Source organism: Rhodococcus sp. F64268, assembly GCF_023015605.1.
Classification (GTDB): Bacteria; Actinomycetota; Actinomycetes; order Mycobacteriales; family Mycobacteriaceae; genus Rhodococcus.
Map to the genome: position 1 here is coordinate 105,020 of NZ_JALKAI010000011.1, position 24,431 is coordinate 129,450.

The 24,431-nt window shown below is 66.0% G+C and carries 27 protein-coding genes and 1 riboswitch; of the genes, 14 read left to right on the forward strand and 13 right to left on the reverse strand.

Annotated features, from left to right (window positions below; translation table 11 throughout):
• Positions 1 to 11 precede the first annotated feature (11 nt).
• Positions 12 to 893, forward strand: coding sequence for a DUF4349 domain-containing protein (locus MWU77_RS21400; protein ID WP_247274708.1), 882 nt, complete (start codon positions 12 to 14; stop codon positions 891 to 893).
• Positions 886 to 1,194 carry a rhodanese-like domain-containing protein gene (locus tag MWU77_RS21405; RefSeq protein WP_169685656.1) on the forward strand — a complete coding sequence of 103 codons (309 nt, stop codon included), beginning with the start codon at positions 886 to 888 and terminating at the stop codon, positions 1,192 to 1,194. Before MWU77_RS21400 ends, MWU77_RS21405 begins: the two co-directional genes overlap by 8 nt.
• Positions 1,195 to 1,227: 33 nt before the next feature.
• Here MWU77_RS21405 and MWU77_RS21410 read toward each other — a convergent pair whose 3' ends face one another.
• On the reverse strand, positions 1,228 to 1,692 hold the full coding sequence (locus MWU77_RS21410; RefSeq protein ID WP_169685658.1) for a tRNA (cytidine(34)-2'-O)-methyltransferase: 465 nt from the start codon (positions 1,690 to 1,692) through the stop codon (positions 1,228 to 1,230).
• 119 nt (positions 1,693 to 1,811) lie between these two features.
• Here MWU77_RS21410 and MWU77_RS21415 point away from each other — a divergent pair, with 119 nt between their 5' ends.
• The 3 genes from MWU77_RS21415 to MWU77_RS21425 are packed head-to-tail and all read left to right on the forward strand — an operon-like array spanning position 1,812 to position 4,482.
• Positions 1,812 to 3,326: a wax ester/triacylglycerol synthase domain-containing protein gene (locus MWU77_RS21415; RefSeq protein WP_247274709.1), complete on the forward strand. Its 1,515-nt coding sequence runs from the start codon at positions 1,812 to 1,814 to the stop codon at positions 3,324 to 3,326.
• 5 nt (positions 3,327 to 3,331) lie between these two features.
• Positions 3,332 to 4,186: a bifunctional methylenetetrahydrofolate dehydrogenase/methenyltetrahydrofolate cyclohydrolase gene (locus MWU77_RS21420; RefSeq protein ID WP_247274710.1), complete on the forward strand. Its 855-nt coding sequence runs from the start codon at positions 3,332 to 3,334 to the stop codon at positions 4,184 to 4,186.
• An 11-nt stretch (positions 4,187 to 4,197) separates the two neighbouring features.
• Positions 4,198 to 4,482, forward strand: coding sequence for a DUF3017 domain-containing protein (locus MWU77_RS21425; protein WP_169685664.1), 285 nt, complete (start codon positions 4,198 to 4,200; stop codon positions 4,480 to 4,482).
• Positions 4,483 to 4,513: 31 nt separating this feature from the next.
• Here the strand turns inward: MWU77_RS21425 and MWU77_RS21430 are convergent, their stop codons facing one another.
• The gene (locus tag MWU77_RS21430) at positions 4,514 to 5,641 is read right to left on the reverse strand and encodes a homoserine O-acetyltransferase (protein ID WP_169685666.1); all 1,128 of its coding nucleotides are present in this window, start codon (positions 5,639 to 5,641) and stop codon (positions 4,514 to 4,516) included.
• A gap of 110 nt (positions 5,642 to 5,751) precedes the next feature.
• Positions 5,752 to 5,866, reverse strand: a riboswitch (SAM riboswitch).
• 277 nt (positions 5,867 to 6,143) lie between these two features.
• On the opposite strand from MWU77_RS21430, the gene MWU77_RS21435 reads away from it, so the two are divergent.
• The 4 genes from MWU77_RS21435 (at position 6,144) to yhjD (ending at position 10,409) form a co-directional block, all read left to right on the forward strand.
• On the forward strand, positions 6,144 to 7,367 hold the full coding sequence (locus tag MWU77_RS21435) for an NADP-dependent isocitrate dehydrogenase (protein ID WP_247274711.1): 1,224 nt from the start codon (positions 6,144 to 6,146) through the stop codon (positions 7,365 to 7,367).
• A gap of 34 nt (positions 7,368 to 7,401) precedes the next feature.
• Positions 7,402 to 8,205, forward strand: coding sequence for an exodeoxyribonuclease III (locus MWU77_RS21440; protein ID WP_247274712.1), 804 nt, complete (start codon positions 7,402 to 7,404; stop codon positions 8,203 to 8,205).
• Positions 8,206 to 8,294: 89 nt separating this feature from the next.
• Entirely contained in the window at positions 8,295 to 9,344 is a 1,050-nt protein-coding gene (trpS, locus tag MWU77_RS21445; RefSeq protein WP_169685672.1) for a tryptophan--tRNA ligase, read from the forward strand.
• 18 nt (positions 9,345 to 9,362) lie between these two features.
• A complete protein-coding gene (gene yhjD / locus MWU77_RS21450; RefSeq protein ID WP_169685674.1) occupies positions 9,363 to 10,409 on the forward strand; it encodes an inner membrane protein YhjD in 1,047 nt (348 codons plus the stop codon).
• Between the two features lie 158 nt (positions 10,410 to 10,567).
• Here the strand turns inward: yhjD and MWU77_RS21455 are convergent, their stop codons facing one another.
• The 4 genes from MWU77_RS21455 to sdhC are packed head-to-tail and all read right to left on the reverse strand — an operon-like array spanning position 10,568 to position 13,995.
• Complete coding sequence (locus tag MWU77_RS21455; protein WP_169685677.1) at positions 10,568 to 11,347, reverse strand: succinate dehydrogenase iron-sulfur subunit; 780 nt, start codon at positions 11,345 to 11,347, stop codon at positions 10,568 to 10,570.
• A complete protein-coding gene (gene sdhA, locus MWU77_RS21460; RefSeq protein ID WP_169685679.1) occupies positions 11,347 to 13,098 on the reverse strand; it encodes a succinate dehydrogenase flavoprotein subunit in 1,752 nt (583 codons plus the stop codon). Before sdhA ends, MWU77_RS21455 begins: the two co-directional genes overlap by 1 nt.
• A gap of 15 nt (positions 13,099 to 13,113) precedes the next feature.
• Positions 13,114 to 13,554 carry a succinate dehydrogenase hydrophobic membrane anchor subunit gene (locus tag MWU77_RS21465; protein ID WP_169685681.1) on the reverse strand — a complete coding sequence of 147 codons (441 nt, stop codon included), beginning with the start codon at positions 13,552 to 13,554 and terminating at the stop codon, positions 13,114 to 13,116.
• A gap of 33 nt (positions 13,555 to 13,587) precedes the next feature.
• Positions 13,588 to 13,995: a succinate dehydrogenase, cytochrome b556 subunit gene (gene sdhC / locus MWU77_RS21470; protein WP_169685683.1), complete on the reverse strand. Its 408-nt coding sequence runs from the start codon at positions 13,993 to 13,995 to the stop codon at positions 13,588 to 13,590.
• A gap of 252 nt (positions 13,996 to 14,247) precedes the next feature.
• Between sdhC and MWU77_RS21475 the strand changes: the two genes are divergently transcribed.
• Genes MWU77_RS21475 through MWU77_RS21485 form a run of 3 tightly spaced genes read left to right on the forward strand, consistent with a single transcriptional unit; the run spans position 14,248 to position 17,050 of the window.
• On the forward strand, positions 14,248 to 14,667 hold the full coding sequence (locus MWU77_RS21475; RefSeq protein WP_169686780.1) for a cytidine deaminase: 420 nt from the start codon (positions 14,248 to 14,250) through the stop codon (positions 14,665 to 14,667).
• A complete protein-coding gene (locus MWU77_RS21480) occupies positions 14,660 to 15,943 on the forward strand; it encodes a thymidine phosphorylase (protein WP_169685684.1) in 1,284 nt (427 codons plus the stop codon). The genes MWU77_RS21475 and MWU77_RS21480 overlap by 8 nt, the downstream gene beginning before the upstream one ends.
• Positions 15,944 to 15,961: 18 nt before the next feature.
• Complete coding sequence (locus tag MWU77_RS21485) at positions 15,962 to 17,050, forward strand: adenosine deaminase (RefSeq protein WP_169685686.1); 1,089 nt, start codon at positions 15,962 to 15,964, stop codon at positions 17,048 to 17,050.
• A gap of 33 nt (positions 17,051 to 17,083) precedes the next feature.
• Here MWU77_RS21485 and MWU77_RS21490 read toward each other — a convergent pair whose 3' ends face one another.
• The 5 genes from MWU77_RS21490 to MWU77_RS21510 form a co-directional block, all read right to left on the reverse strand.
• Positions 17,084 to 18,310, reverse strand: a complete 1,227-nt coding sequence (locus MWU77_RS21490; protein WP_169685688.1) for a primosomal protein — start codon at positions 18,308 to 18,310, stop codon at positions 17,084 to 17,086.
• Positions 18,311 to 18,367: 57 nt separating this feature from the next.
• The gene (locus MWU77_RS21495; protein ID WP_169685690.1) at positions 18,368 to 18,667 is read right to left on the reverse strand and encodes a YbaB/EbfC family DNA-binding protein; all 300 of its coding nucleotides are present in this window, start codon (positions 18,665 to 18,667) and stop codon (positions 18,368 to 18,370) included.
• A 40-nt stretch (positions 18,668 to 18,707) separates the two neighbouring features.
• Positions 18,708 to 19,022, reverse strand: coding sequence for a hypothetical protein (locus tag MWU77_RS21500; protein ID WP_247274713.1), 315 nt, complete (start codon positions 19,020 to 19,022; stop codon positions 18,708 to 18,710).
• An 82-nt stretch (positions 19,023 to 19,104) separates the two neighbouring features.
• The gene (locus MWU77_RS21505; protein ID WP_169685693.1) at positions 19,105 to 20,121 is read right to left on the reverse strand and encodes a C40 family peptidase; all 1,017 of its coding nucleotides are present in this window, start codon (positions 20,119 to 20,121) and stop codon (positions 19,105 to 19,107) included.
• Positions 20,121 to 20,498: a type VII secretion target gene (locus MWU77_RS21510; protein WP_169685695.1), complete on the reverse strand. Its 378-nt coding sequence runs from the start codon at positions 20,496 to 20,498 to the stop codon at positions 20,121 to 20,123. Before MWU77_RS21510 ends, MWU77_RS21505 begins: the two co-directional genes overlap by 1 nt.
• Positions 20,499 to 20,588: 90 nt before the next feature.
• Here MWU77_RS21510 and upp point away from each other — a divergent pair, with 90 nt between their 5' ends.
• Together upp and MWU77_RS21520 are read left to right on the forward strand one after the other, a co-directional pair.
• Positions 20,589 to 21,212: a uracil phosphoribosyltransferase gene (upp, locus tag MWU77_RS21515; RefSeq protein WP_169685697.1), complete on the forward strand. Its 624-nt coding sequence runs from the start codon at positions 20,589 to 20,591 to the stop codon at positions 21,210 to 21,212.
• Between the two features lie 177 nt (positions 21,213 to 21,389).
• Positions 21,390 to 22,085 (forward strand): MspA family porin, encoded by a 696-nt coding sequence (locus MWU77_RS21520; RefSeq protein ID WP_169685699.1) that lies wholly within the window; start codon positions 21,390 to 21,392, stop codon positions 22,083 to 22,085.
• Positions 22,086 to 22,092: 7 nt separating this feature from the next.
• Here MWU77_RS21520 and MWU77_RS21525 read toward each other — a convergent pair whose 3' ends face one another.
• Both MWU77_RS21525 and MWU77_RS21530 read right to left on the reverse strand, forming a co-directional pair.
• The gene (locus tag MWU77_RS21525; protein WP_169685701.1) at positions 22,093 to 23,568 is read right to left on the reverse strand and encodes a phospho-sugar mutase; all 1,476 of its coding nucleotides are present in this window, start codon (positions 23,566 to 23,568) and stop codon (positions 22,093 to 22,095) included.
• A complete protein-coding gene (locus MWU77_RS21530; RefSeq protein WP_247274714.1) occupies positions 23,565 to 24,404 on the reverse strand; it encodes a purine-nucleoside phosphorylase in 840 nt (279 codons plus the stop codon). The genes MWU77_RS21525 and MWU77_RS21530 overlap by 4 nt, the downstream gene beginning before the upstream one ends.
• Positions 24,405 to 24,431 lie beyond the last annotated feature (27 nt).

A 24,431-nucleotide genomic window follows, 5' to 3' on the forward strand; every position in this document is an offset into this window, starting at 1 on the left:
CATCGCGCCCCATGAGACGCCTGATGATGGTTGCGCTCCTCGCGCTGGTCGCGTTCGTCGCCGCTGCGTGCGGTGAGGGCGGTGGCGGCAGCGGCTCGGGATCCATGGCGGATTCGGCACCTGCGATGTCCGAGTCCGGGCCGGCGCTCAGCGACGGTGCCCGTTCCTCTACGCCGGCAGGCGAGGCAGAGCCGGACCGGAAGGAGGTCGTGACCGGACGCATCATGCTCACCGCAGACGATCCCGTCGCGACCGGTCGCGAGGTGGTCACCATCGTGGAAGACGCCGACGGCCGTATCGACTCGATCACCGAGCGACCCGAGTCGAGCAGTGTGCTCACCGTCCGTGTCCCCGCCGACGGGCTCGACGCCGTGATCGACGACGTGCGGCAGCTCGGACGCGTCACGAGCCTGACCACGAGCCGCGACGACGTCACCCTGCAGTACACCGACCTCGAAGCCCGAGTGGGAGCGCTGCGCGCCTCCGTGGATCGGTTACGGACCCTGATCGAGACGGCCGACAACACCGCCGACATCATCGAAGCGGAGAACGCCCTTGCCGAGCGGCAGGCCGACCTCGACAGCCTCGAAGCCCAGCGTCGGCAGCTGGCCGACATGGTCGACCTGTCGACGCTCACCGTCGACATCAGCACCCAGCAGCGCCCGTCGGACAGTGACAGTTTCTGGGACGGCATCGTCGAGGGGTGGAACAGCCTGTGGACGACCCTGGGGGCCGCGGTGGTCGCAGCGGGTGTCGCGCTACCGTGGTTGGCGTTCCTGATCGTGTGCGCCGGAATCATCTACCTGGTGGTCCGGTGGATCGCCCGATCGGGACGGTCTTCCGCCGGAAATCCCGGCGAGGCCCCCGACGAGAGGACCGACAACGATGCGTGAAGTCGATCTGGCTGCACTGGAAACCGCACTCGCCGAGGGGGCACCCGTCATCGACGTGCGGGAACTCGACGAGTACATCCAGGTGCGGGTGCCTGGCGTGACGCACATTCCGCTCAGTGAGTTCGTGGCACGGGTCGAGGAGATCCCCGCGGCCGAGACCGTGTACATCATCTGTGCGGTGGGTGGACGCAGTCTGCAGGCCGCCGACTATCTGTCCGGTCGCGGCATCAACGCCGTCTCCGTTGCCGGTGGCACCGACGGCTGGCAGCAGTCGGGCCGCCCCGTCGAGAGCGGTGCCTGAGCGCCGGCGTGGTCAGCAGCTGACGCAGACCGGTCACACTGCGCCGTCGAACCCGTGCTGGCGCCACGCCTCGTAGGCCACCACCGCGGCGGCATTCGACAGGTTCAGCGAGCGGCGTCCGGGCAACATCGGAATGCGGACCTGCGTGGTGACATGCGGATCGGCGAGTACCTCGTCGGACAGCCCGGTCGGTTCGGGACCGAACAACAGGACGTCGCCCGCGCGGTACTCGATGTCGGCGTAGCTGGTCGTGGCGTGTGCCGTGAACGCGAAGACACGCTCAGGCTTCAGTGCTTCCCACGCTGCTTGCAGATCGGCGTGCACCGTCACCGACGCCAGATCGTGATAGTCGAGCCCGGCTCGCCGCAGCTTCGGCTCGGACAGATCGAACCCGAGGGGCTCCACGAGGTGCAGCTCGTCGCCGGTCGCGGCGACCATCCTGATCGCATTACCCGTATTCGGTGGGATACAGGGTGCATGGAACATCACTCGGAACACTCGCTCCAGCTTGCCAGCCGGTTCGAGGCAAGACACACGCGGGGGATGCGGCCGCGGCCGCGAGCTGTTTCAATCGGACGGGCAGACGCACAGCGAGACCGCGGAGGCGAACCATCGCGATGACACGCACCCACGGAGTCCGTCTGGCTTCGCGCGACGCCCTCCACGTGTTCACCTCGGAGGCGAACCCCGAAGACCCACCTGCGGTAATGCTGAGTTTCTATGTGTTCGACACCGAACAGGACGCGAATCCGGTCCGCACCAACGCCGAGGCAGTGGCCTGGTTCCTCGATCGGCTGGAGCGGACGCCGGCGCTTCGCCGCCGCCTGCATCGAGTTCCCGCCGACCTCGACTACCCGTACTGGGTCGAAGCGGATGTCGACCCCGAGCACCACATTCGTTTCACGAGGGTCGGCCACACCTCCCGCAGCGAACTGCACAGGCGCCTGGCCTCGATGAAGGAGGACCCCCTCGACCTGACGAGGCCGCCCTGGGAGGTGCATGTCCTGACCGATATCAGCGGGGTCGACGATCTTCCTGCGGCGTCGACCATCGTCGCGTTGCGAATACACCATTCGCTCACCGACGGACTGGGAGCCGCCGAGATCGCCCGTGCGTTGTTCGACGATCCGGGCGCGAAGCCGGTCGGCGCCGAGGCGCTCTCCTCCGTTCCCGGTGTGGTCCGCGCGGCATCGGCACTGCCGTTCAAGTTCGCGCGGATGGTACCTGCTGTGCTCGCTGCACTCCGAGCGCGGAAGGCGCTGACCACGCTGACCGCAGCGGGAACCATCACCCCACCGGCGCCGTGCCGTCCACGAACGCGTTTCGACACCGGTGGCAGCGGGCCTCGGCAGTTCGGCCGGGTCCGCATGGATCTGCGCGACGTCCGGGCCGTCGCTCGCTCCACCGGAACATCCGTCAACGATGTGATCCTGTCCGTGGTCTCGGGCGGTCTGCACTCGTATCTCGAACATCACGGAGAAATCCCGCCGGCGTCGCTCGCGGCGATCGTCCCCCGATCGACCCGGGGCAAGTCCGGCGTCGAGGCAGGGAAGACCCGTGCGGCCAACGAGGTCACGCTCATGTACGTCGACCTGCACACCGACCATGCAGACCCGCTCGAGCGACTCCGCCTCGTCCGGGAATCGTCGAATCTGGAGAAGCAGCGTGTCGCGCATCCGGTGACGGCGGCCACCACCGCGCCCGTCGATGCTTCGCCCGCGGTGGACCTGAAGGTGTCGATTCGGCGTGCCCGCAACCGGAAGCCCGAGTCGAGCGGCGACGTCGTCGCGCTGGCGAACACCGCGGTGACCAATGTGCCCCGCGGCCGGGTCGAGGGCCTCCGTTTCGGCGACAGTCCGGTGGTGGAAGCGCTGGGGACACCGATGCTCAGCCGGACCTCCGCCCTCGTTCATTCGGTGACATCGCTCGGAAATACTCTGAATCTGACGTTCCTGGTGAGTGTTTCGTCGATGCCGGACCCCGAGGACTACGAACGCCGTCTCGCGTCGGCGTTCGAAGATCTGTACCGGGCCGGAGCCCCCGACGTCGATCAGGTGGACTCGCGCGGTTGTTCCCCGTCCGGAACGATGTGGCACCGCCCGCCGCGAGCGAGTGGATACCTGGAAGAATGAGCGACGTGACTGCGACTATCCTGGACGGCAAAGCAACCCGCGACGAGATCTTCGAGGACCTGTCGGTCCGCGTCGCTGCGCTGAAGGACAAGGGCATCACGCCCGGCCTCGGCACGATCCTGGTGGGCGACGACCCCGGATCGGCAGCGTACGTGCGCGGCAAGCACAACGACTGCGCCAAGGTCGGCATCACCTCGATCCGTAAGGATCTGCCCGCCGATATCACCCAGGAGCAGCTCGAAGCGGTGATCGACGAACTCAACGCCGACCCCGCATGCACGGGCTACATCGTGCAGTTGCCGCTGCCGAAGCACCTCGACGAGAACGCCGCCCTCGAGCGCATCGATCCCGCCAAGGATGCCGACGGACTGCATCCCGTCAATCTCGGACGCCTGGTGCTCGGCAAGGATGCGGCGTTGCCGTGTACCCCGCGGGGCATCGTCCACCTGCTGCGCCGCTACGAGGTGCCGATCAACGGCGCCCACGTGGTGGTCATCGGCCGCGGCGTGACCGTCGGCCGTCCGATCGGGCTGCTGCTGACCCGTCGCAGCGAGAACGCGACCGTGACGCTGTGCCACACCGGCACCAAGGACCTCGCCGCCGAGGTGAAGCGCGCCGACATCATCGTCGCCGCCGCAGGCGTGCCCGCACTCATCACCGCCGACATGGTCAAGCCCGGTGCAGCGGTGCTCGACGTCGGTGTCTCGCGCACTGCCGACGGCCTGCGCGGCGACGTCGCCGCCGACGTCAGCGACGTTGCCGGATTCCTCTCGCCGAACCCCGGTGGTGTCGGGCCGCTCACCCGCGCGTTCCTGCTGACGAATGTCGTCGAACGCGCCGAGCACGACGCCGGTCTCTGAGCAACCGGCAGATGGCCAGTTCGGTGCGACTCACACGATTGAACCTGCCGTTGCTGGCGGTTGCCCTGGTGATCGTCGCGGCGGTGGTCCTCGTGCTGGCCGATCGCTGGCGCCGAGGCGCATTCGTGTTCGGTGGTGCGATGATCCTCGCGGGGATCCTCCGGTGGGCTCTCGACTCCGATCAGGTGGGAGTGCTCGCGGTGCGAGGCAAACGCTTCGACGTGGCCGCGATGCTCGCCATGGGCGGGGCGATCGTCGGACTGGCTGTCTCGATCGACCCCTTGGGTACGGGTTAGCCCACTCGGTGGAACAGGCCGGCGAGCGCGGCTACGCGCTCGCCAGTTCCATCAGCTCGACGAGCAACTTCGCGACCGCGTCGGCCTCGGTGAGGAAGCCGTCGTGTCCGTCGCGTGATTCGAGCACGCGCAGCCCGGCGCAATGGGGGAGACCGTCTGCGATCTCCTGCTGCAATCGAATCGGGTAGAGACGATCCGAATCGACGCCCGCAACGATCGTCGGTACGTGCGTGCTCGCCAATGCAGCCTCGACGCCACCGCGACCGCGGCCTACGTCGTGCCGGTTCATCGCGTCGCTCAGCACCACGTAGGTCCCGGGGTCGAACCGCTTGACGAGCTTCGTTGCCTGGTGGTCGAGATAGCTCTGCACGGCGTAGCGTCCGTCACGCCACGGATCCTCGTCGTCTTGAGGGAGGTTGGCGAACCGCGAGTCGAGTTCCTCCTCGCTGCGATACGAGAGATGGGCCATGCGCCGCGCGACACCCAGCCCGGTCTCGGGTCGGCGGCCGGTCTCGTAGTAATCGCCGCCCTGCCAGTCCGGATCCGCCATGATGGCAGCGATCTGGGTGCTCTGGACACCGATCTGATCCGCGGTTGCGCGGGCGCCGACCGCCAGGACCAGTGCCGCACGCACTCGGCTCGGGTGGGTGACGACCCATTCGAGCGAACGCATGCCGCCCATCGATCCACCCGTCACCGCGGCCAATGTCTCGATGCCGAGGACGTCGAGAAGGGCGGCTTCCGCGGTGATCTGATCGCGGATGGTGATCCGTGGGAATCGTGAACCCCACGGTTTGCCGTCGGGCGCGGTGCTGCCGGGGCCGGTGGTGCCCTGGCATCCGCCGAGGACGTTCGTGGCCACCACACACCACCGGTCGGTGTCGATCGGCGCGCCGGGGCCGACCATGCCGGACCACCAGCCCGGCGACGGGTGATCCGGCCCGGCCGGTCCCGTGATGTGTGAGTCTCCGGTCAGCGCGTGCTCGACGAGCACGACGTTGTCGCGGGTGGGTGACAGCGCGCCCCACCGCTGCAGAGCGACGGTGACATCGGGGAGGATGTCACCGCTTTCGAGGGTGATGCTGCCGATGTCGACGGTGTCGAGCTTTCCGTCTTCTGCGGGAAGTTCGATTCGTCGACGGTTGGTACCTGTTGTCAAGATGCGACCGCCTCGAGGCCAGTGGTGATGGTCAATGTGTCCTGCTTGCCATGTCGGGGCACTGGGACGAGAGCCGGTATCGACAGTCCATCAGCATTTCGAACCTCCCAAGAGCCGGCTTGTCGCCCGCGGTGCGCCGACGACCGTGTCCTCACCCGGAGCACCCCACCCTGGCCGGAGGGTTGCCGACCAGCAAGCCGGGGCTTCGCGCTGGCACTCATGACCTCGTCGGCAGTCTAACGGCTGGATCGTCGGGCTCGACACGCGGCTCTCGACCTTCCCTCGCCGGTGCTCGAGCAACAAAGAAAGTTACCGATCAGTAGTGATTGCGGGGTGGCAGCCGGGGTTGTGTGCGCATCGAATAGCAGTACGCTTGTTCTGTTTGGCGCCGCACCCGACGCGTGCGGAGTCGTGCTCACACGCCTGAGTTGAACGCGGCCGCATTCCGGAAGTGCGGTCGTTCGGGGACTCGACTGCCGTCCGAGGAGGACACGAACCGCGTATGTCCAAGATCAAGGTTGAGGGTAAGGTCGTCGAACTCGACGGCGACGAGATGACTCGCATCATCTGGCAGTTCATCAAGGACAAGCTGATTCATCCCTACCTGGATGTGGATCTCGAGTACTACGATCTCGGCATCGAGAACCGTGACGCGACCGACGACCAGGTCACCATCGATTCCGCGAACGCCATCAAGAAGTACGGCGTCGGTGTCAAGTGCGCGACCATCACCCCGGACGAGGCGCGCGTCGAAGAGTTCGGCCTGAAGAAGATGTGGCGGTCACCCAACGGCACCATCCGTAACATCCTCGGCGGCACCATCTTCCGTGCGCCCATCATCATCTCCAACGTGCCCAGGCTGGTTCCGGGTTGGACGAAGCCGGTCATCGTGGGCCGTCACGCTTTCGGCGACCAGTACCGTGCCACGGACTTCAAGGTCCCCGGAGCCGGCACTGTCACCATCACCTACACACCGGACGACGGCTCCGAGCCTGTCGAGCACGAGATATGCAGGATTCCCGAAGACGGCGGTGTCGTGATGGGGATGTACAACTACAAGAAGTCCATCCAGGACTTCGCGCGCGCCTCCCTGTCCTACGGTCTGCAGCGCAACTACCCGGTCTACCTGTCGACCAAGAACACGATCCTCAAGGCCTACGACGGCATGTTCAAGGACGAGTTCCAGCGGATCTACGAGGAAGAATTCAAAGCGGAGTTCGACGCCGCCGGACTCACCTACGAGCACCGCCTGATCGACGACATGGTGGCGTCGTCCCTCAAGTGGGAGGGCGGCTACGTCTGGGCCTGCAAGAACTACGACGGCGACGTCCAGTCCGACACTGTTGCGCAGGGCTACGGCTCGCTCGGACTCATGACTTCCGTGCTGATGACTCCGGACGGCAAGACCGTCGAAGCGGAGGCCGCACACGGCACCGTCACCCGGCACTACCGGCAACACCAGCAGGGCAAGCCGACATCGACCAATCCCATTGCGTCGATCTTCGCGTGGACACGAGGTCTCGAGCACCGCGGCAAACTCGACGGCACCCCCGAGGTGATCGAGTTCGCGCAGGCGCTGGAGGACGTCGTCATCAAGACCGTCGAGGCAGGCAGCATGACCAAGGACCTTGCGCTGCTCGTCGGTCCCGAACAATCGTGGCTGACCACCGAGGAGTTCCTCGGGACGCTCGACGAGAACCTGCAGAAGTCCCGCGCCTCGCATTAGAGGCCCGTCGGCGGCGTCGGATACGGTGTGCGGCGTGTCCCTCACCATCACCACCGTGAACGTCAACGGCGTGCGCGCTGCGGCAGGAAAGGGCCTGCTGGCCTGGCTCGAAACCTCCGCGGCCGACATCGTCTGTCTCCAGGAAGTACGCGCGACCGAGAAGCAGTTCCACGCCGCGATCGCGCCCGCACTGGACGCCGGTTGGCATGTCACCGGATCAGAGGCGTCTGCGAAGGGACGCGCGGGAGTTGCGATCCTGTCGCGCACGCCGGCGGACGCCGTGCGTGTCGGTTTCGACGTCGACGAGTACGTCGACTCGGGCCGCTACATCGAGGCGGATTTCGGGGACGTGACCGTCGGCAGCCTCTACCTGCCCACTGGGGAAGCCGGAACCCCGAAGCAGGACGACAAAGAACGCTTCATGAAGGGCTTCGCCGCGTACCTGGGAGAGCGCGCCGCCGACGTGATCGCGGCAGGCCGCGACATGGTGGTGTGCGGCGACTGGAACATCGCCCACACCGAGCGCGACATCAAGAACTGGAAGGGCAACGTCAAGAAATCGGGCTTCCTGCCCGACGAGCGGGCCTGGGTGGATGATCTGCTCGCGACCGGTCAGTGGCTCGACGTCGTACGCGACCTGCACGGCGATGTCGCCGGCCCCTATTCCTGGTGGTCCTACCGCGGCAAGGCGTTCGACACCGACGCCGGCTGGCGCATCGACTACCACCTCGTGACGCCCGCACTGGCGGAGCGGGTCGTGGATGCGCGGGTCGAACGGGCCGCGACGTATGCGGAGCGCTGGTCCGACCATGCGCCGGTGACCGTCCGGTTCCACTGACGGGGACCGTCCGATTTCACTGACGGGGACCGTCGGACTGCACCCACCTCCTGCGGCGGCCGGATCCGATGCGTGAAAGTATCGAGGCCATGTCGACGCCAGATCAGAACACCACAGCGCAGGACACCCGGCCGGCCGCCAGGCCCCGGGTGCTCTCGGGCATCCAGCCCACCTCGGATTCGTTCCACCTCGGGAACTTTCTGGGGGCGCTGCAGCAGTGGGTCCCGGCGCAGGACGAGAACGACGCCTTCTACTTCATCCCCGACCTGCACGCCATCACGGTGCCGCAGAAACCGAAGGAACTGCGGCAGCGGGTCCTCGTTGCCGCAGCGCAGCTGCTTGCGATCGGTATCGATCCGGAGCGCTCCGTGCTGTTCGTGCAGAGCCAGGTTCCCGAGCACGCCGAGTTGTCCTGGGTGCTCAACTGCCTGACCGGTTTCGGTGAAGCGAGCCGCATGACGCAGTTCAAGGACAAGTCGGCCAAGCAGGGGTCCGAGCATGCGAGCGTCGGTCTGTTCACCTATCCGGTGCTCATGGCCGCGGACATCCTCCTCTACCGCGCCCACAAGGTTCCCGTCGGTGAGGATCAGCGCCAGCATCTCGAGCTCACCCGCGATCTCGCACAGCGTTTCAACAAGCGGTTCGGAAAGACCTTCGTCGTTCCGGAGCCTCAGATCGTCAAGGGCACAGCCAAGATCTACGACCTGCAGGACCCGACGTCGAAGATGAGCAAGTCGGCGGCCACCGATGCCGGCCTGATCAATCTGCTCGACGACCCGAAGATCTCGGCGAAGAAGATCAAGTCGGCGGTGACCGACAACGACCGCGAGATCCGATTCGACCCGGAGAACAAGCCGGGCGTGAGCAACCTGCTCACCATCCAATCAGCCCTGTCGGGCCGCTCGATCGACGAACTCGTCGCCGGGTACGAGGGCAAGGGCTACGGCGACCTCAAGAGCGACACGGCAGAGGTGCTCACCGAGTTCGTCACACCGTTGCGGGCGAAAGTGGACGAGTACCTCGCTGACGAGGCAGAGCTACTCCGGATTCTGTCGAACGGCGCGGATCGGGCACGTGAGGTGGCTTCCCGGACACTGGCCCAGGTCTATGACAAGGTGGGATTCCTACCGCGAAAGTGATTGCGTAAGGAGACCCAGATGGTCGGTGGCCCCGACGTCGACGACAAGCCCGGCTTCCTCGACCGCCAACGTGCGGCCCGTCCGTGGCTCGACCATCTGGTTCGCTCCGGAACGCGATATCAGGAGAACAAAGGCGACTACTACGCCGCGGGCCTGACCTACTTCACGGTCCTCGCGATCGTCCCGGTCATCATGGTGGCGTTCTCGATCGCCGGTTTCATTCTCGCCGGTCGCCCGGAGATGCTCGAGCAGATCAGCGATGCGATCACCGAGAACATCCCCGGTGAGCTCGGCGGCACGGTCCAGGGAATCATCGATTCCGCGATCGATTCCCGCGGCGCCGTGGGGGTCATCGGTCTGATCACCGCGTCGTACGCAGGTCTCGGCTGGATGGCGAACCTGCGAGATGCCCTCACCGCCATGTGGGACCATCCGCGTGAGAAGGGGAACTTCCTCGTCGTCAAGCTCAAGGACGGCGGTGCGTTGATCGGCCTGGGTTTGGCGATGGTCGTGTCGTTGGGATTGTCCGCGGTCAGCAGTGGGCCGGTGATGCAGTGGATCGTGGAGTTGCTGAACATCGAGAACCTCGTCGGTGTGGGTGTGCTTCTACGTATCGCCGCTCTCCTCATTGCAGTCGCTGCCACGAGTGCGGTGTTCACGTGGGTCATTGCCCGCCTGCCCCGCGAACCGGTCACCTTCCGCAGCGCGATCCTCGGCGGTGTGATCGCGGGAATCGGCTTCGAAATCCTCAAACAGGCCGGCTCGATCTACCTCGAGAGTGTTCTCCAGGGGCCTGCGGGTGTTGCGTTCGGTCCGATACTCGGCATCCTGGTTTTCGGCAACATCACCGCACGACTGGTGTTGTTCTGCACCGCGTTTGCCGCGTCGACGAAGGCGAACATGGCACTCGCGCATGTCCCGGCGCCGGATTCCGCGATAATAACCCCGCGTGTACAGGTCAACGAGGGGACAGGGATGCGAGGCGGGATCGCGCTGGTGGGGGCCGGTGTCCTCGGTGGCGCACTGCTCGGATCGCGGGTCCGGAACCGGCGTTCGCGCGGGTAGGCGCCGGATTCAGGTCTGCGGCCCTGACTGCCCACGGACCGCTTCGATGAACGGGGCCGGCTGAGGTCAAGGTCCGGCTGAGGGCAAGGTTTCGGATACGGCGAAGGCCCGCACACGAGTGTGCGGGCCTTCGCCGGGGCTGCAGCGGTGGTCTGCTGTCAGCGCGCAAACATCAGCGCGCGCTTGACTTCCTGGATCGCCTTCGTCACCTGGATGCCGCGAGGGCATGCGTCGGTGCAGTTGAAGGTGGTGCGGCAGCGCCACACACCTTCCTTGTCGTTGAGGATGTCCAGGCGCTCGGCGGCACCTTCGTCACGCGAATCGAAGATGAACCGGTGCGCGTTGACGATGGCAGCGGGACCGAAGTAGCTGCCGTCGCTCCAGTACACCGGGCACGAGGTGGTGCAGCACGCACACAGGATGCACTTGGTGGTGTCGTCGAAACGTGCGCGGTCGTGCTGCGACTGGATGCGCTCGCGGGTCGGCTCGTTGCCGGTGGCGATGAGGAACGGCTTGACGGCACGGAACGCGTCGAAGAACGGCTCCATGTCGACGATGAGGTCCTTCTCGACCGGAAGACCACGGATGGGCTCGATCGTGATCGTGACGGGCTTTCCGTCCTTGGGCAGCATGTCCTTCATGAGGATCTTGCAGGCCAGACGGTTGACGCCGTTGATCCGCATCGCGTCGGACCCGCACACACCGTGTGCGCAGCTGCGGCGGAACGTGAGGGTGCCGTCGAGGTAGCCCTTCACGTACAGCAGCAGGTTGAGCATGCGGTCGGTGGGAAGCGCGGGAACCTGGAAGGAGTCCCAGTGCTGGCCCTTGCCGTCCTCCGGGTTGAACCGGGCGATCTTGAGCGTGATCATGGTCGCGCCCTCGGGCACGGGAGGCAGCTCGGACGCGGGGGCGTTGTCGTTCTTCTCGATGGTTGTCATCAGTACTTACGCTCCATGGGCTCGTACCGGGTCTGGACCACCGGCTTGTAGTCCAGGCGGATGTCGGAGATCAGGTCCTCGCCCACCTTGTAAGCCATGGTGTGCTTCATGTAGGTCGCGTCGTCCCGGTCCGGGTAGTCCTCGCGGGCGTGACCGCCGCGCGATTCCTTGCGGTTGAGGGCACCGACGACGGTCACCTCGGCCATCTCGAGCAGGAAGCCGAGCTCGAGGGCCTCGAGCAGGTCGCTGTTGTAGCGCTTGCCCTTGTCGTGGACGGTGATCTCCTTGTAGCGCTTCTTCAGCTCATGGACATCATTGAGCGCCTGTGTCAGCGTCTCCTCGGTGCGGAACACCGATGCGTTGTTGTCCATCGACTGCTGGAGGTCGCGGCGGATATCGGCGACGCGCTCACTGCCACCCTGGTGCAGGATGAGGTCGAGCCAGTCGTCGACGTACTTCGTGGGGTTCTCGGGCAGATCCACGTGCTCGGAGCTGTTCGCGTATTCGGCGGCAGCGATTCCGGCGCGACGACCGAACACGTTGATGTCGAGCAGCGAGTTGGTGCCGAGGCGGTTGGCGCCGTGCACCGACACGCATGCGCATTCGCCGGCCGCGTACAGACCCTTGACGATCTCGTCGTTGTTGCGCAGGACCTCGCCCTTGACGTTGGTGGGGATACCACCCATGACGTAGTGGCAGGTCGGGTACACCGGAACGAGCTCGGTGACGGGGTCGACGCCGAGGTAGGTCCGAGCGAACTCGGTGATGTCGGGGAGCTTCTCCTCGAGGACTTCCTCGCCGAGGTGGGTCACGTCGATGTAGACGTAATCCTTGTTCGGTCCGGCACCGCGGCCCTCGAGTACCTCGAGCACCATCGAGCGCGCGACGATGTCGCGAGGTGCGAGGTCCTTGATGGTGGGGGCGTAGCGCTCCATGAAGCGCTCGCCATCGACGTTACGGAGGATGCCGCCTTCACCGCGGACAGCCTCGGAGATCAGGATGCCCAGGCCCGCGAGTCCTGTCGGATGGAACTGGTGGAATTCCATGTCCTCGAGCGGCAGGCCCTTGCGGAAGATGATGCCGAGGCCGTCACCGGTGAGGGTGTGGGCGTTGGACGTCGTCTTGTACATGCGACCCGAACCGCCGGTCGCGAACACGATCGACTTCGCGTGGAAGACGTGGATCTCACCGGTGGCGAGTTCGTACGCGATCACGCCGGTCGCGACGGGCCCGTCCGGGGTCTCCGTCAGAGAGATGTCGAGCGCATAGAACTCGTTGAAGAACTCGACGTCGTGCTTGACGCAGTTCTGGTACAGCGTCTGCAGGATCATGTGTCCTGTGCGGTCGGCTGCGTAGCACGCGCGACGGACCGGGGCCTTGCCGTGGTCACGGGTGTGGCCACCGAATCGACGCTGGTCGATCTTGCCCTCGGGCGTCCGGTTGAACGGAAGGCCCATCTTCTCGAGGTCGAGGACCGCGTCGATGGCTTCCTTCGCCATGATCTCGACAGCATCCTGGTCGGCGAGGTAGTCGCCGCCCTTGACGGTGTCGAATGTGTGCCACTCCCAGTTGTCTTCCTCGACGTTCGCCAGGGCAGCACACATGCCACCCTGTGCGGCGCCGGTGTGGCTGCGAGTGGGATAGAGCTTGGTCAGAACCGCGGTGCGGGCCCGGGGGCCTGCTTCGATCGCGGCGCGCATTCCGGCGCCGCCTGCACCGACGATGACCACGTCGTAACGATGTTCCTGCATGAAGTCTTGGCTCCCCTAGCTCGCAACGATGTTGGGATCGAAGGTGAAGATCACGTAGGTACCCAGACCCATGATCAGGATCATCGACACGACCAGGATCGTGTTGAGCCAGAACCGGGTGGAGTCCTTACGTGCGTAGTCCGCGATGACGGTGCGCAGACCGTTGCCACCGTGCAGCTGTGCGAGCCACAGCATCGACAGGTCCCAGACCTGCCAGAACGGGCTGGACCATCGACCCGCAACGAAGGCGAAGTTGATGCGGTGCACGCCGTCGTCGAGCATCAGCATGATCAGCAGGTGGCCGAGCACCAGGATGATCAGTGCGACGCCGGACAGTCGCATGAACATCCACGCGTACAGCTCGAAGTTGTTCTTCGCCGAGCGGCGCGGAGACCGCGGATTGTCGAGGCTGGCCGGGCGGTCGTACGACGTGCCCAGGGTCTTCGCTTCGGTCATGTCAGTGCCCAATTCATCGTCGCTGCGCTCATGTCAGTGCCCCGCAAACATGTTGTAGAAGATGCGAATGGTCGCGGGGATCATCACCACGAACCAGATCGCCAGGATCGTCCAGAGCATCACGCGCTGGTACTTCGGGCCCTTGGACCAGAAGTCGATCAGCATGACGCGCAAGCCGTTGAGAGCGTGGTAGAGCACCATGGCCACCAGGCCGAGCTCCATCAGGCCGACGATCGGGTTCTTGTAGGTTTCGATGACCGCGTCATAGGTCTCGGGATTGACCCGGACGAGTGCGGTATCGAGGACGTGGACGAATAGGAAGAAGAACGTCGCCACGCCGGTGATCCGGTGTAGAACCCAGGACCACATGCCGGGGTCCCCCCGGTATAGCGACCGTGTGCGCCCCGCCGGTGCGGGGGCGGCTTCAGTCGTGCTGCTCATCGAGTGCTGTGCCTCCAACGTCAATGGTGGACGCGTCGAGCCGCTCTCGCTGTGGAAATCCGCAGTACCGGGCCCGACGTGAAACCTGAACCGACTTGGCTCGACTCTAAACCCATCGCAAAGCCGGGAACTAATCTCCCGGCTGATTCGTACGGGGGTGAAATCATAAGTTAGGTTTGCCTTTCCAACTGTGATCACGGGCGGTGGGGGTGTCGAAGCGTTGCATGGACCACCATGAAAGGATGGGAAACCGTGCCGGAAATCGACTGGAAGTCCTTGCGCGCCAAAGCACATGAGGTGATGGATCGTGCCTACGCTCCCTACTCGAAGTTCCCGGTGGGGGCTGCGGCTCTCACTGTGGATGGCCGGATTGTGAGCGGGTGCAATGTGGAAAATGTCTCACACGGGTTGGGTCTTTGTGCCGAATGCGTACTCGTCGGTAACTTGATCTCTGGTGGTGGAGGGCGTCTTCGAGCGGTCGCCGTGTGCGACGGCCGCGGGGAAATACTGGTGCCATGCGGCCGATGCAGGCAGGTCCTTCTCGAGCACGGTGGCGCCGGTCTGCTCATCGACACCACCGCCGGTCCCCGGCCGATGTCGGAACTCCTTCCCGATGCCTTCGGTCCCGGGCACCTCGCCGCGGTGGGCCCCGAAGGTGGTGGTCATGCCTGAGATCGCTTCGATCATCCGGAGAAAACGCGACGGCTTCGAGCTGACTGGATCCGAAATCGACTGGGTGATAGAAGCGTTCACTCACGGGATCGTTGCCGACGAGCAGATGTCCGCGCTTGCCATGGCCATCTACTTCCGCGGAATGAGTCGCCCCGAGACTTCACGCTGGACGACGGCGATGATCGACTCGGGCCGGCGGCTCGACTTCACCGGCCTGGGGCTCCGTACCGTCGACAAGCATTCGACCGGTGGCGTGGGGGACAAGATCACCTTGCCGCTCGCTCCGTTGGTGGCCGCGTGCGGCGTAGCGGTGCCCCAGCTGTCGGGTCGCGGTCTCGGACATACCGGGGGCACACTCGACAAGCTCGAATCGATTCGCGGGTGGCGTGCCGAGCTGAGCACCGCCGAGATGGCCGAGATCCTCACCGACCCTGCCGTCGGGGCCGTCGTCTGTGCCGCCGGCGCGGATCTGGCGCCTGCCGACCGGAAGCTCTACGCGCTGCGCGACGTGACCGGCACCGTCGAATCGATCCCACTGATCGCCAGTTCGATCATGAGCAAGAAGATCGCCGAAGGTACCGGAGCGCTCGTTCTCGACGTGAAGGTCGGCAGCGGGGCATTCATGAAGGAACTCGGAGAAGCCCGGGAACTCGCCAGGACGATGGTGGAACTCGGTTCCGATGCCGGTCTGCGTACCACTGCCCTGCTCACTCGGATGGACACACCGCTCGGGCGCACCGCGGGCAATGCCCTCGAAGTGGGCGAGGCGATCGAGGTGCTCGCAGGCGGTGGCCCCGAGGACGTCGTCGAACTGACGCTCGCACTCGCCCGCGACATGCTCGCAGCGGCGGGCGTCGACGATATCGACCCTGCCGATCGGCTTCGCGACGGGTCCGCGATGGACCGCTGGCGTTCGATGATCGTCGCTCAGGGCGGCGACCCCGATGCACCGCTGCCGACTGCGTCCTGCACCGAGACCGTGTACGCCGAGTCGGACGGGGTCCTGGTCGGCCTCGATGCCATGGCCGTCGGACTCTGCGCGTGGCGGCTCGGTGCGGGCCGCACGCATCAGGGCAGCGCTGTGCAGGCAGGCGCGGGTGTCGAACTGCACGTGGTACCCGGCGATCCGGTCCGTGCCGGACAGCCGATCGCGACGCTCCATACCGACACGCCGCAGACCTTCCCGACCGCGCTCACGAGTCTGCGCGACGGAGTGCAGATCGGAACAGAGCCGGCGGAGCAGCGTCCGCTCGTCATCGAGCGGATCACGGAGTAGGCGACTACCGTCCGAGACATGAACGAGCAGCCGGGTGGGGCGCGGCTCCGGATCGCGCCCAAAGTGGTCCTGCACGACCACCTCGACGGCGGGCTGCGGCCCGAATCGATCCTTCAACTCGCCGGGGAGTGTGGTCATCGACTGCCTGCCGATACCGCAGACGGACTCGCCTCGTGGTTTCGTGACTCCGCCGACAGTGGGTCGCTCGAACGCTACCTGGAGACCTTCGAACACACCGTTGCCGTCATGCAGACCCCCGAAGGTCTCGAGCGGGTCGCGCGGGAATGCGTCGTCGACCTCGCAGGGGACGGCGTCGTCTACGCCGAGGTCCGGTTCGCGCCCGAACAGCATCTCGAGCGGGGCCTGAGTCTCGACCGTGTGGTCGAGCATGTCCTCGAAGGATTCCGGGCCGGGGAGTCGGAAGTAGCAGCGGCGAGTGGACGACGCATTCGGGTGGGATGCCTGCTCACCGCGATGCGGCATGCTGCGCGTTCTCGGGAGATCGCCGAACTGGCCGTGCGCTACCGCGACCGCGGGGTCGTCGGATTCGACATCGCGGGGGCCGAGGCCGGAAATCCTCCGAGCAGACATCTCGATGCCTTCGAGTACACCCGCGCCGCGAACGCACACTTCACCATTCACGCCGGTGAGGCGTTCGGCCTGCCGTCGATCCACGAGGCGGTCGCATTCTGCGGTACCGACCGTCTCGGGCACGGCGTACGCATAGTCGACGACATCACCGTCGGCCCGGATGGTGAGGCAACCCTCGGGCTGCTTGCGAACTACGTGCGGGACAAAAGAATTCCGTTGGAGCTGTGCCCCAGCTCCAATGTGCAGACCGGTGCGGTGCGAACGATCGAGGAGCACCCCTTCGACCTGCTCGCCCGCCTGCGCTTCCGCGTGACCGTCAACACCGACAACCGGCTGATGAGCGACACCACGATGACGCGGGAGATGTCTCGGCTCGTCGCGGCGTTCGGCTACGGGTGGTCGGATCTCGAGCGTTTCACCATCAACGCGATGAAATCGGCGTTCCTCCCGTTCGACCAGCGCCTCGAACTGATCGACGAGGTCATCAAGCCCGGATACGCAGTGCTCGTGGGATGAGCACCTGCTAGGCACCGGCCCGCGCGGAGAACCTCATAGCTTGCGCAGGTGGGCCTCGAACTCACGCTCGAGGTCGCGCCACGCGACGGCCTCCGCATCGAACGGGGCGCTCGGCGCGGGCCTGCTCGTATCCGGTTCGATCACGTAGTTGACGAACCAGCCGAGCTCGGTGGACCCGGCCAGGGCGGCGTCGGTTGCGTCCTCGCCGACGTAGTTCGCGGCATCGGTGAACAGCTCGACGGCGAGTTCCATCTGCTCGGGATCGACCGCGGCTACGCCTTCGACGATGTCGTCGGCGATGCCTGTGAGCACGTAGACATTGTCCTCGGTGACCGCGACTTCGAGTGAGCCGTCGGTGGCGGCGTGCCTGATGGTCTCGTAGGTCTCCAGCGGTGCCAGATCATGGTCGTGGTTGTCGGCAAGGTACCGGCCGAGCGCGCGTTCGGACCCGAATACGAGAATCGAGCCTTCGGAGCCGAGGAACACGGCGTCGTCATCGAGATAGCACCGCAGCGTGAACCACGTACCCTCACTGGTGATGATCTTGATGGGATCGATGCCCACGGACGTCCAGAAGTCGTCGCCCGCCTCGTCGTCGACGTACTCGTATTCGTCGTCCTCGGCATCATCGACCGCGTCATCCGCCTCGACATCGTTCTCGTCGACCGCGACCAGTTCGGATTCGATCTCCGAGACGGCTGCCTCGTCCGTGTCGGGGGTCGTGACGACCGCGTCGAGCGCGTCGATCACGTCGTCCCAATCCTTGACCACCGCGGCACCGAGCTCGTTCCACAGATCCGCGCCGGTGCGGTCGTCGAACGCAGCGACACCGTAGCGAAGGACCGTGTCCACTTCGGGTCGTTCGAAGAACTTGGTGACCACGTCGAGCTCGCACACGTCGCCGAGAATGCTGACGATGTCGAAGGTGTCCTGGAGCTCCGAGACGAAGACCGGGTCGAGGTCGCCCGCCACCAGCTCCGGGACTCCCACCAGATCGAATGCATGTGCCTCGTCCGGCTCGAACTCGACGGCGGCGAGCTTCGACACGACGGGCCACGCCGGATGCTCGACGAGATCGTTGTCGTTGTTCGCGCGCACGAACGCGACGAGGTGCGCGACCGACGGGAACCCGTACAGGTCGTCGCCGTGGCCGAGGAAGGCCTCCCACTCGTCGTCACCTTCGCGCCACTTCGGCGCCCACAAGGTGACGAGGTCGCCGTGGGTGAGACCGAGTTCGATCGGGACGATGTCTCCAGCCATGGCGCGAAGCCTAGCCATTGCGGCGTCGAAGATATAGCGGGGGAGGGGAGAAAAGCGTCACGCGAGTGCACTCCGCAGGTCTTGGAGCAGACGGGCACGTTCGGCGCCGGCTCGGCGCGCGGCCTCGTGAGCGGTTGCGAGAATCTCGGATCCGAGCTCGACCGCGTCGCGACGGGTCACCGATTCTGCCAGTTCCAGGCATGTCAGGGCGCCGCGACCGTCGACGTACGCGACGATGCTGCCGTCCACGTTCTTCGCGGAACCCTGCACCGTGCGGAGTCCGTCGAGTGTGTGCTCCAGCGCGCCGAGCTGTGTTCGTACACGGTCGACGATCTGCTCGACCTGTTGTTCACTCATGAGTTGCTGTCCTTCCGGACTCGTGGTGCCGGGTTGCCGGTCACAGAGGGCGGTGGGTGATGGGCGGGTGCGGGACGTGACCTTCGTGGTCGTGTTCGATGTCGGGGAGGTCGGCGCGGGTGGGCATGCCCATCCGGTCGAGAACGTCGCCGTGAACGCCCTGTGCCGAGAGCTGCTCGCGCCGCAGAATCGCCGCTTCGAGCGCTGCCCGGCGATTGAGCGCCACGATGGATTCGGCGAGTTGTGCGGCCGGGAACCGCAGTTCGCGCGGGTCGATCCGCAGATCGATCGGGAGGCCTTCGTCGGTGGAGCGGACCCGGATCGTGCCCGCAGTGTTCTGTGCTGTGGCTGTCACCGGGACTGTCTTGTTGGTGTCCATACACCGTTGGACGCATCAGGCGGCGTATCGGTTCCCTCCGCGGCCAGGAAAGGTTCGGTCACTCGGTGGGCCGATAGAAGCCCTGGAAGCCCATTCCGCCGTTCGTGGTGCGGATCGGGGTCACCGAGACGGGGTCGCCTGCCTCGATCATCATCCCGCCACCGACCACCATCGCGACGTGCCCGTCCCAGACGGCGAGGTCGCCCGGAAGGACGGACCCGGCGTCGACAGGCGTCCCGACATCCTGTTCCTGTGCGAGACGCGGAATCTCGACACCGGCTTCCCCGTACGCCCACTGGGTCAGGCCGCTGCAGTCGAGCCCGCGGCCGGGAGTGGTGCCACCCCATACGTACGGAGTCCCCTGCTGGTCGAGCGCGCGACGAACGGCTTCGGCGGCGGTCGGGTTCGGAGCATGCGCGACAGAGCCGTCGGGCAGCGCCACAGCGACCCCTGCGCGGTCCTCGGCTGCCGAGCCGCTCATCGTGGAGATCTCGCCGTATTCCGTCGACTGTCCTCCTGGTGCGGCCGGTACGGTGCCACTCACCTCCGGAGGCAGAACTCCGGCCGGCGGCTCGGGGAGCAATGCTGTCACCTTCGCGGTGAGTTCGGCGAGCGACGAAGTCACTCGGGTGAGAACGTCCAGACCCTCGACGATGTGCTCGATCGCAGCGGTGATCAGCATCAATTGGCCCTGCGGGAGCGCCAGCGCGGGTGTCGCCTGCTGGGCGAGCGTGACGAACGAATCGATGATGCGCTTCAACTCGGCTGCCCCGGTGGCAACCGTGACGGTCGCCTCGAGCACGCTCTGGGCAAGCACGATGCCTCGGTCGACGGCGTCGACGGTGTCGGCGAGAAGCCGCTCCCCGCTGCCGATTGCCGCTTCGGCGGCGGTGCCGGTCCACCCCCACGAGAGCTCGGCGAGCGCGTTCCGGCAGCCGGCTCGGGCTTCTTCTGCCAGCGCGCATCCCGCGCGCAGGCCGCTGCCCGGGTCGTAGCCTGCCGGCGCCTCGGAACCGAGGGTTCCGAGCAGATCATGAAGGGGCGAGACAAGGGCGTCTGCGCCCACCCCGGCCATCACCGGGCGCCCTCGGTGCTGCCGTGCAGGTCTGTGTTGCCCTGCAGGTCGGTGCTGCCGTGCAGAGCAAGGACCGTTTCGTTTTCGGTGCGTTCGTAGGCGGCTGCGGTCAGCGTCGCCATCGTGCTCATCCCCGAGAAGGCCTCGCGAATCCGATCGAGTTCGCGAGAGTGGCCGTCGTATGCGGCGGTGAAGGCGGCGAGGAAGTCGGCGCCGACCGGGCCGAGCAGGGGTGTGAGCCCGGTCGGGTCGCTCGACCCGGTACGGAGTCCGGCCCGGTCGATCTGTTCGGTGAGTTCCGCGGCGACGCGACCGAAGCCCGCGATCACCCCTGTGTCGGCGTGAAGTGTTCCTGTATCGGTCTGTGGGTGGGGCACCGCTCGTCTCCTCGTTCACCGATGGATCTGTGTCACATTGTTTCGACGCACCGGACGGCACTTCGGTTCCGTCGTTCTATCCTTCGATTCATGGATTCGCTCGTGGTCGACCACCCGCTCGCCGCTTCCCTGCTCACAATTCTTCGGGATGAACGCAGCGACAATGCTGCATTCAGGCATGCTCTGCGCCGACTCACTCAGATGTTGATCTACGAGGCGGTGCGCGATGCCCCGCTCGAGACGTTCGACGTTCGGACTCCCGTCACCGTCACGACCGGCGTCCGGTTGAAGCAACCGCCGCTGCTCGTTCCGGTACTGCGTGCCGGGCTCGGCATGGTCGAGCAAGCGCACGCCCTGATACCGCAGGCGCAGGTCGGGTTCGTGGGGCTTGCCCGCGACGAGGAGACGTTCGAACCGGTGCCGTATCTGGAATCGCTACCCGAGGATCTGTCGGGGCTGCCGGTGTTCGTGCTCGATCCGATGCTCGCGACCGGTGGCTCGATGGTGCAGACGCTGGACATGCTCGCGTCGCGCGGCGCGACCGACATCACCGCGGTGTGCGTGGTGGCTGCGCCGCAGGGAGTCGAGACGCTTGCCGCGTCGGGGCATCCGGTACGTCTGGTGACCGCGTCGATCGACGAGGGGCTCAACGAGGCGAAGTACATCGTGCCGGGGTTGGGAGACGCAGGCGACCGACAGTTCGGACCGCGCTGATACCAGCGGGGGGTATGTTACCAATGTGTTCGGTGGGTCTGGTGTGACGCAAGAGTGTTTCTGATTCGTAATTGAACGGTGATCGGCTTTGCGGTGCCGCGGCTGCGACATCGTTACGCTGCTGGCTGTTCGCAACGTCCGTTGCGACGAATTACCTCTGCGGAACAGGGAAATGCGATGCGCAACAGACTGTCCTACGCATGTAAGAAACCAGCTTTCCGAGTGGCCGTACTCGGTGCGGCCGCGGCCCTCGGAGTGTTCGCCAACCCGGCCGCCGCGAGCGCCGCTGTCGACAATGCGAGGGTCCTTCCGCTCGACGGTGGCCGCGCTATAGAAGTGGCTCAGGCCGACACGTCCATCCAGTGGTACCCCCCACTCGACAGCTCACCGCTCAGCGTCGAATTCTTTGCCGACGGAACGACAACCGTCCGGATCACCGGGTACGAGGCGGCTCGAGCGACGGGGACGAAGCTCACCGTCGGGTATCAGATCGGCTATCCGGCCGCGCTCCCCGGCGCGGTCGCCCACGTCATCACCCCGGGTCTGAACATCGGTGGAGACAATACCGCCGACCTGGGCGTGGAGATCATCCCCGACCTCGCGGTGGGAGTCGATCTCGGTACCGGAACCGGCTGGGATGCCTCGATCATTCCGGAGCAGGAACTGGAGGTCGACCTCCAACCCGGCGGTATCACCGACATACCGATCATCGAAGATCACCAATTCGACGGCGACACGGCCACAGTGCGGTTCGCGGGCATCCACGGTTCGGTCTCCGGTGCGCTCGGTCCGGTCACCTTGCGGCCGTATGCGAAGGCGGTGACCTCTTCCAATGATGTCGTCATCACCTACGGTGCACCGCACCGCTTCTGACGCGCGTCTACTGGGGCATCAGGCCGGCTGCCCAGTGGCGTAGTGCCTCCAGCGAGGTGCTCGCAGCCTCGCGATCGCCGCCCCGGGACACGGCTTCGAGGTAGCACTTGAGCTTCGGCTCGGTGCCCGAGGGCCTGACCACCATGCGGACCGTGCCACCCTCGAAAACGAGTGCGTCGGTGTTCAACGGGCCAGGGGCGGCGGCGAGGTCGGTCACGGTCACCGGTTGCGATGCGAGTTCGGACGGGGGGTGGGCCCTCAATCCGGACATGATCGTGTCGATCTGCGCGGGATCGGCGACACGGATCGACACCTGGTCGCCCACGTGCACCCCGAACTCGCGATGCAGGTCGTCGAGTGCATCGACGAGGGTTCGATCCGATGCTTTCAACTCGGCCGCATAGTCGGCGACCACGACTGCTGTACCGATTCCGTCCTTGTCGCGCACGAACTCGGGATCGACGCAATGCCCGATCGCTTCCTCGTACGCGTAGACCAGTCCTTCACCGGCGCGGGCGAGCCACTTGAAGCCGGTGAGAGTCTGGGCGAATCGGGCTCCGCGCGCGGCAGCCAGTGTGCCGAGCAGGGTCGACGAAACGATGGTCGTCGCCACCAGTGACCCGGCCGGTGCGCTCCCGAGGATGCGGTCGCCGAGCAGCACGCCGGTGTCGTCGCCGCGCAGCATCCGCCACCCGGCAGGGGTGGGCACTGCGACTGCGCACCGGTCGGCGTCCGGATCCAACGCGATCGCGATGTCGGCGTGGACGTCGGCGGCGAGGTCGAGCAGGGCATCGACAGCACCCGGTTCCTCCGGATTCGGGAATGCGACCGTCGGGAACGCGGGATCGGGTTCGAACTGCGTAGCGACGACGTGCACATCGGTGAACCCGGCCGCGTGGAGCGCGGCGACGGCGGTTGTGCCTCCGACGCCGTGCAACGGCGTCAACGCGATTCTCAGGTTCCGGTGCGGCGAGCGCGGCAGTGTCGACACCCGCGCGAGATAGCGGTCGACCACGTCGTCGCCCGAGGTCGTCACTGCTGCACGAGGAACCGAGTCGGCGTCCGGTGCGTCGTCGATCGCTGCCTCGATCTGCCTGTCGGCCGGCGAGACGATCTGGGCTCCTCCCGCTAGGTACACCTTGTAGCCGTTGTCGGATGCCGGGTTGTGTGACGCGGTGATCTGAACTCCTGCAACCGCATTCATCTCGCGAACGGCGTAAGCGGTGACCGGAGTCGGAAGCGGCCGGGGGAGAGCGACGACGTCGAATCCAGCGGCGGCGAGGACTTCGGTGGTCGCGGCGAAGAACTCGGCGGACCCGGTGCGCGCGTCGCGCCCTACGACAACTGTGCCGCCGCGACAGCCCTGCTCGACCAGCCATGCCGCGAGACCTGCTGTCGTGCGCACGACGGTTGCGACGTTCATGCAGTCCGGCCCGTCGCCGACGGGTCCGCGCAGCCCTGCTGTCCCGAACCGCAGGGTCATGACCTGGCTGCCAGGTCGCGCAGCAGATCGCCCATGCGGATCGCGGCGTTTCGTCCTGCTGCGAGGACCTCCTGGTGGTCGAGGGGGGCGCCCGTGATGCCTGCCGCCGCGTTGGTGACCAGCGAAAGCCCGAGGACTCGCGCGCCTGCCGCGCGCGCGGCGATTGTCTCGTGCACCGTCGACATACCCACGAGATCCGCGCCGAGCACACGCAGCATCCGGATCTCGGCGGGGGTTTCGTAATGGGGCCCGGGCAGACCGGCATAGACACCCTCAGGCAGGGTGGGGTCGATCTCGCGGGCGAGTGCGCGCAACTCGGGGCAGTATGCGTCGACGAGATCGACGAACTGGGCTCCGACCAGTGGTGATCGTCCGGTGAGATTGAGGTGGTCGGAGATGAGCACGGGCTGTCCCACCTCGTATTCGGGATCGATGCCACCGGCCGCGTTGGTCAGGATCACAGTGTGGGCTCCCGCCGCAACCGCGGTGCGCACCGGATGGACCACCCTGCTCAGGTCATGGCCCTCATAGGCGTGGGTGCGTCCGGCAAGGACGAGCACTGCCTTGTCCCCGACCGTGAACGAGTGGACGGTACCGGGGTGCCCGGCAGCGGTGGGAGGCGCGAAGCCCGGCAGGTCGCTCATGGGGATGCTCGCGTCGGGTTCGCCGAAGCGGTCGATGGCGGCGCGCCAGCCCGAACCGAGGACGACGGCGATGCTGTGTGCGGTGATGCCGGTGCGTTCGGCGACGACGTCGGCCGCGGTCTTCGCTGCCGAGACAGCATCGGCTGCGGCCTTTGCCGCGGCGGCAGGATCGAGGATCTCGGGGGTTTCCATGAGGTCAGACCCTATCGGCAACGCGGA

Coding starts and splice junctions, on each gene's coding strand:
- MWU77_RS21435 (WP_247274711.1), top strand. CDS start 6,144: ATGTCCAAGATCAAGGTTGAGGGTAAGGTCGTCGAACTCGACGGCGAC.
- MWU77_RS21415 (WP_247274709.1), top strand. CDS start 1,812: ATGACACGCACCCACGGAGTCCGTCTGGCTTCGCGCGACGCCCTCCAC.
- MWU77_RS21490 (WP_169685688.1), bottom strand. CDS start 18,310: ATGGCTGGAGACATCGTCCCGATCGAACTCGGTCTCACCCACGGCGAC.
- sdhC (WP_169685683.1), bottom strand. CDS start 13,995: ATGAGCAGCACGACTGAAGCCGCCCCCGCACCGGCGGGGCGCACACGG.
- sdhA (WP_169685679.1), bottom strand. CDS start 13,098: ATGCAGGAACATCGTTACGACGTGGTCATCGTCGGTGCAGGCGGCGCC.
- upp (WP_169685697.1), top strand. CDS start 20,589: ATGGATTCGCTCGTGGTCGACCACCCGCTCGCCGCTTCCCTGCTCACA.
- MWU77_RS21485 (WP_169685686.1), top strand. CDS start 15,962: ATGAACGAGCAGCCGGGTGGGGCGCGGCTCCGGATCGCGCCCAAAGTG.
- MWU77_RS21465 (WP_169685681.1), bottom strand. CDS start 13,554: ATGACCGAAGCGAAGACCCTGGGCACGTCGTACGACCGCCCGGCCAGC.
- MWU77_RS21455 (WP_169685677.1), bottom strand. CDS start 11,347: ATGACAACCATCGAGAAGAACGACAACGCCCCCGCGTCCGAGCTGCCT.
- MWU77_RS21520 (WP_169685699.1), top strand. CDS start 21,390: ATGCGCAACAGACTGTCCTACGCATGTAAGAAACCAGCTTTCCGAGTG.
- MWU77_RS21530 (WP_247274714.1), bottom strand. CDS start 24,404: ATGGAAACCCCCGAGATCCTCGATCCTGCCGCCGCGGCAAAGGCCGCA.
- MWU77_RS21405 (WP_169685656.1), top strand. CDS start 886: ATGCGTGAAGTCGATCTGGCTGCACTGGAAACCGCACTCGCCGAGGGG.
- yhjD (WP_169685674.1), top strand. CDS start 9,363: ATGGTCGGTGGCCCCGACGTCGACGACAAGCCCGGCTTCCTCGACCGC.
- MWU77_RS21400 (WP_247274708.1), top strand. CDS start 12: ATGAGACGCCTGATGATGGTTGCGCTCCTCGCGCTGGTCGCGTTCGTC.
- MWU77_RS21425 (WP_169685664.1), top strand. CDS start 4,198: ATGGCCAGTTCGGTGCGACTCACACGATTGAACCTGCCGTTGCTGGCG.
- MWU77_RS21480 (WP_169685684.1), top strand. CDS start 14,660: ATGCCTGAGATCGCTTCGATCATCCGGAGAAAACGCGACGGCTTCGAG.
- MWU77_RS21495 (WP_169685690.1), bottom strand. CDS start 18,667: ATGAGTGAACAACAGGTCGAGCAGATCGTCGACCGTGTACGAACACAG.
- MWU77_RS21525 (WP_169685701.1), bottom strand. CDS start 23,568: ATGACCCTGCGGTTCGGGACAGCAGGGCTGCGCGGACCCGTCGGCGAC.
- trpS (WP_169685672.1), top strand. CDS start 8,295: ATGTCGACGCCAGATCAGAACACCACAGCGCAGGACACCCGGCCGGCC.
- MWU77_RS21505 (WP_169685693.1), bottom strand. CDS start 20,121: ATGGCCGGGGTGGGCGCAGACGCCCTTGTCTCGCCCCTTCATGATCTG.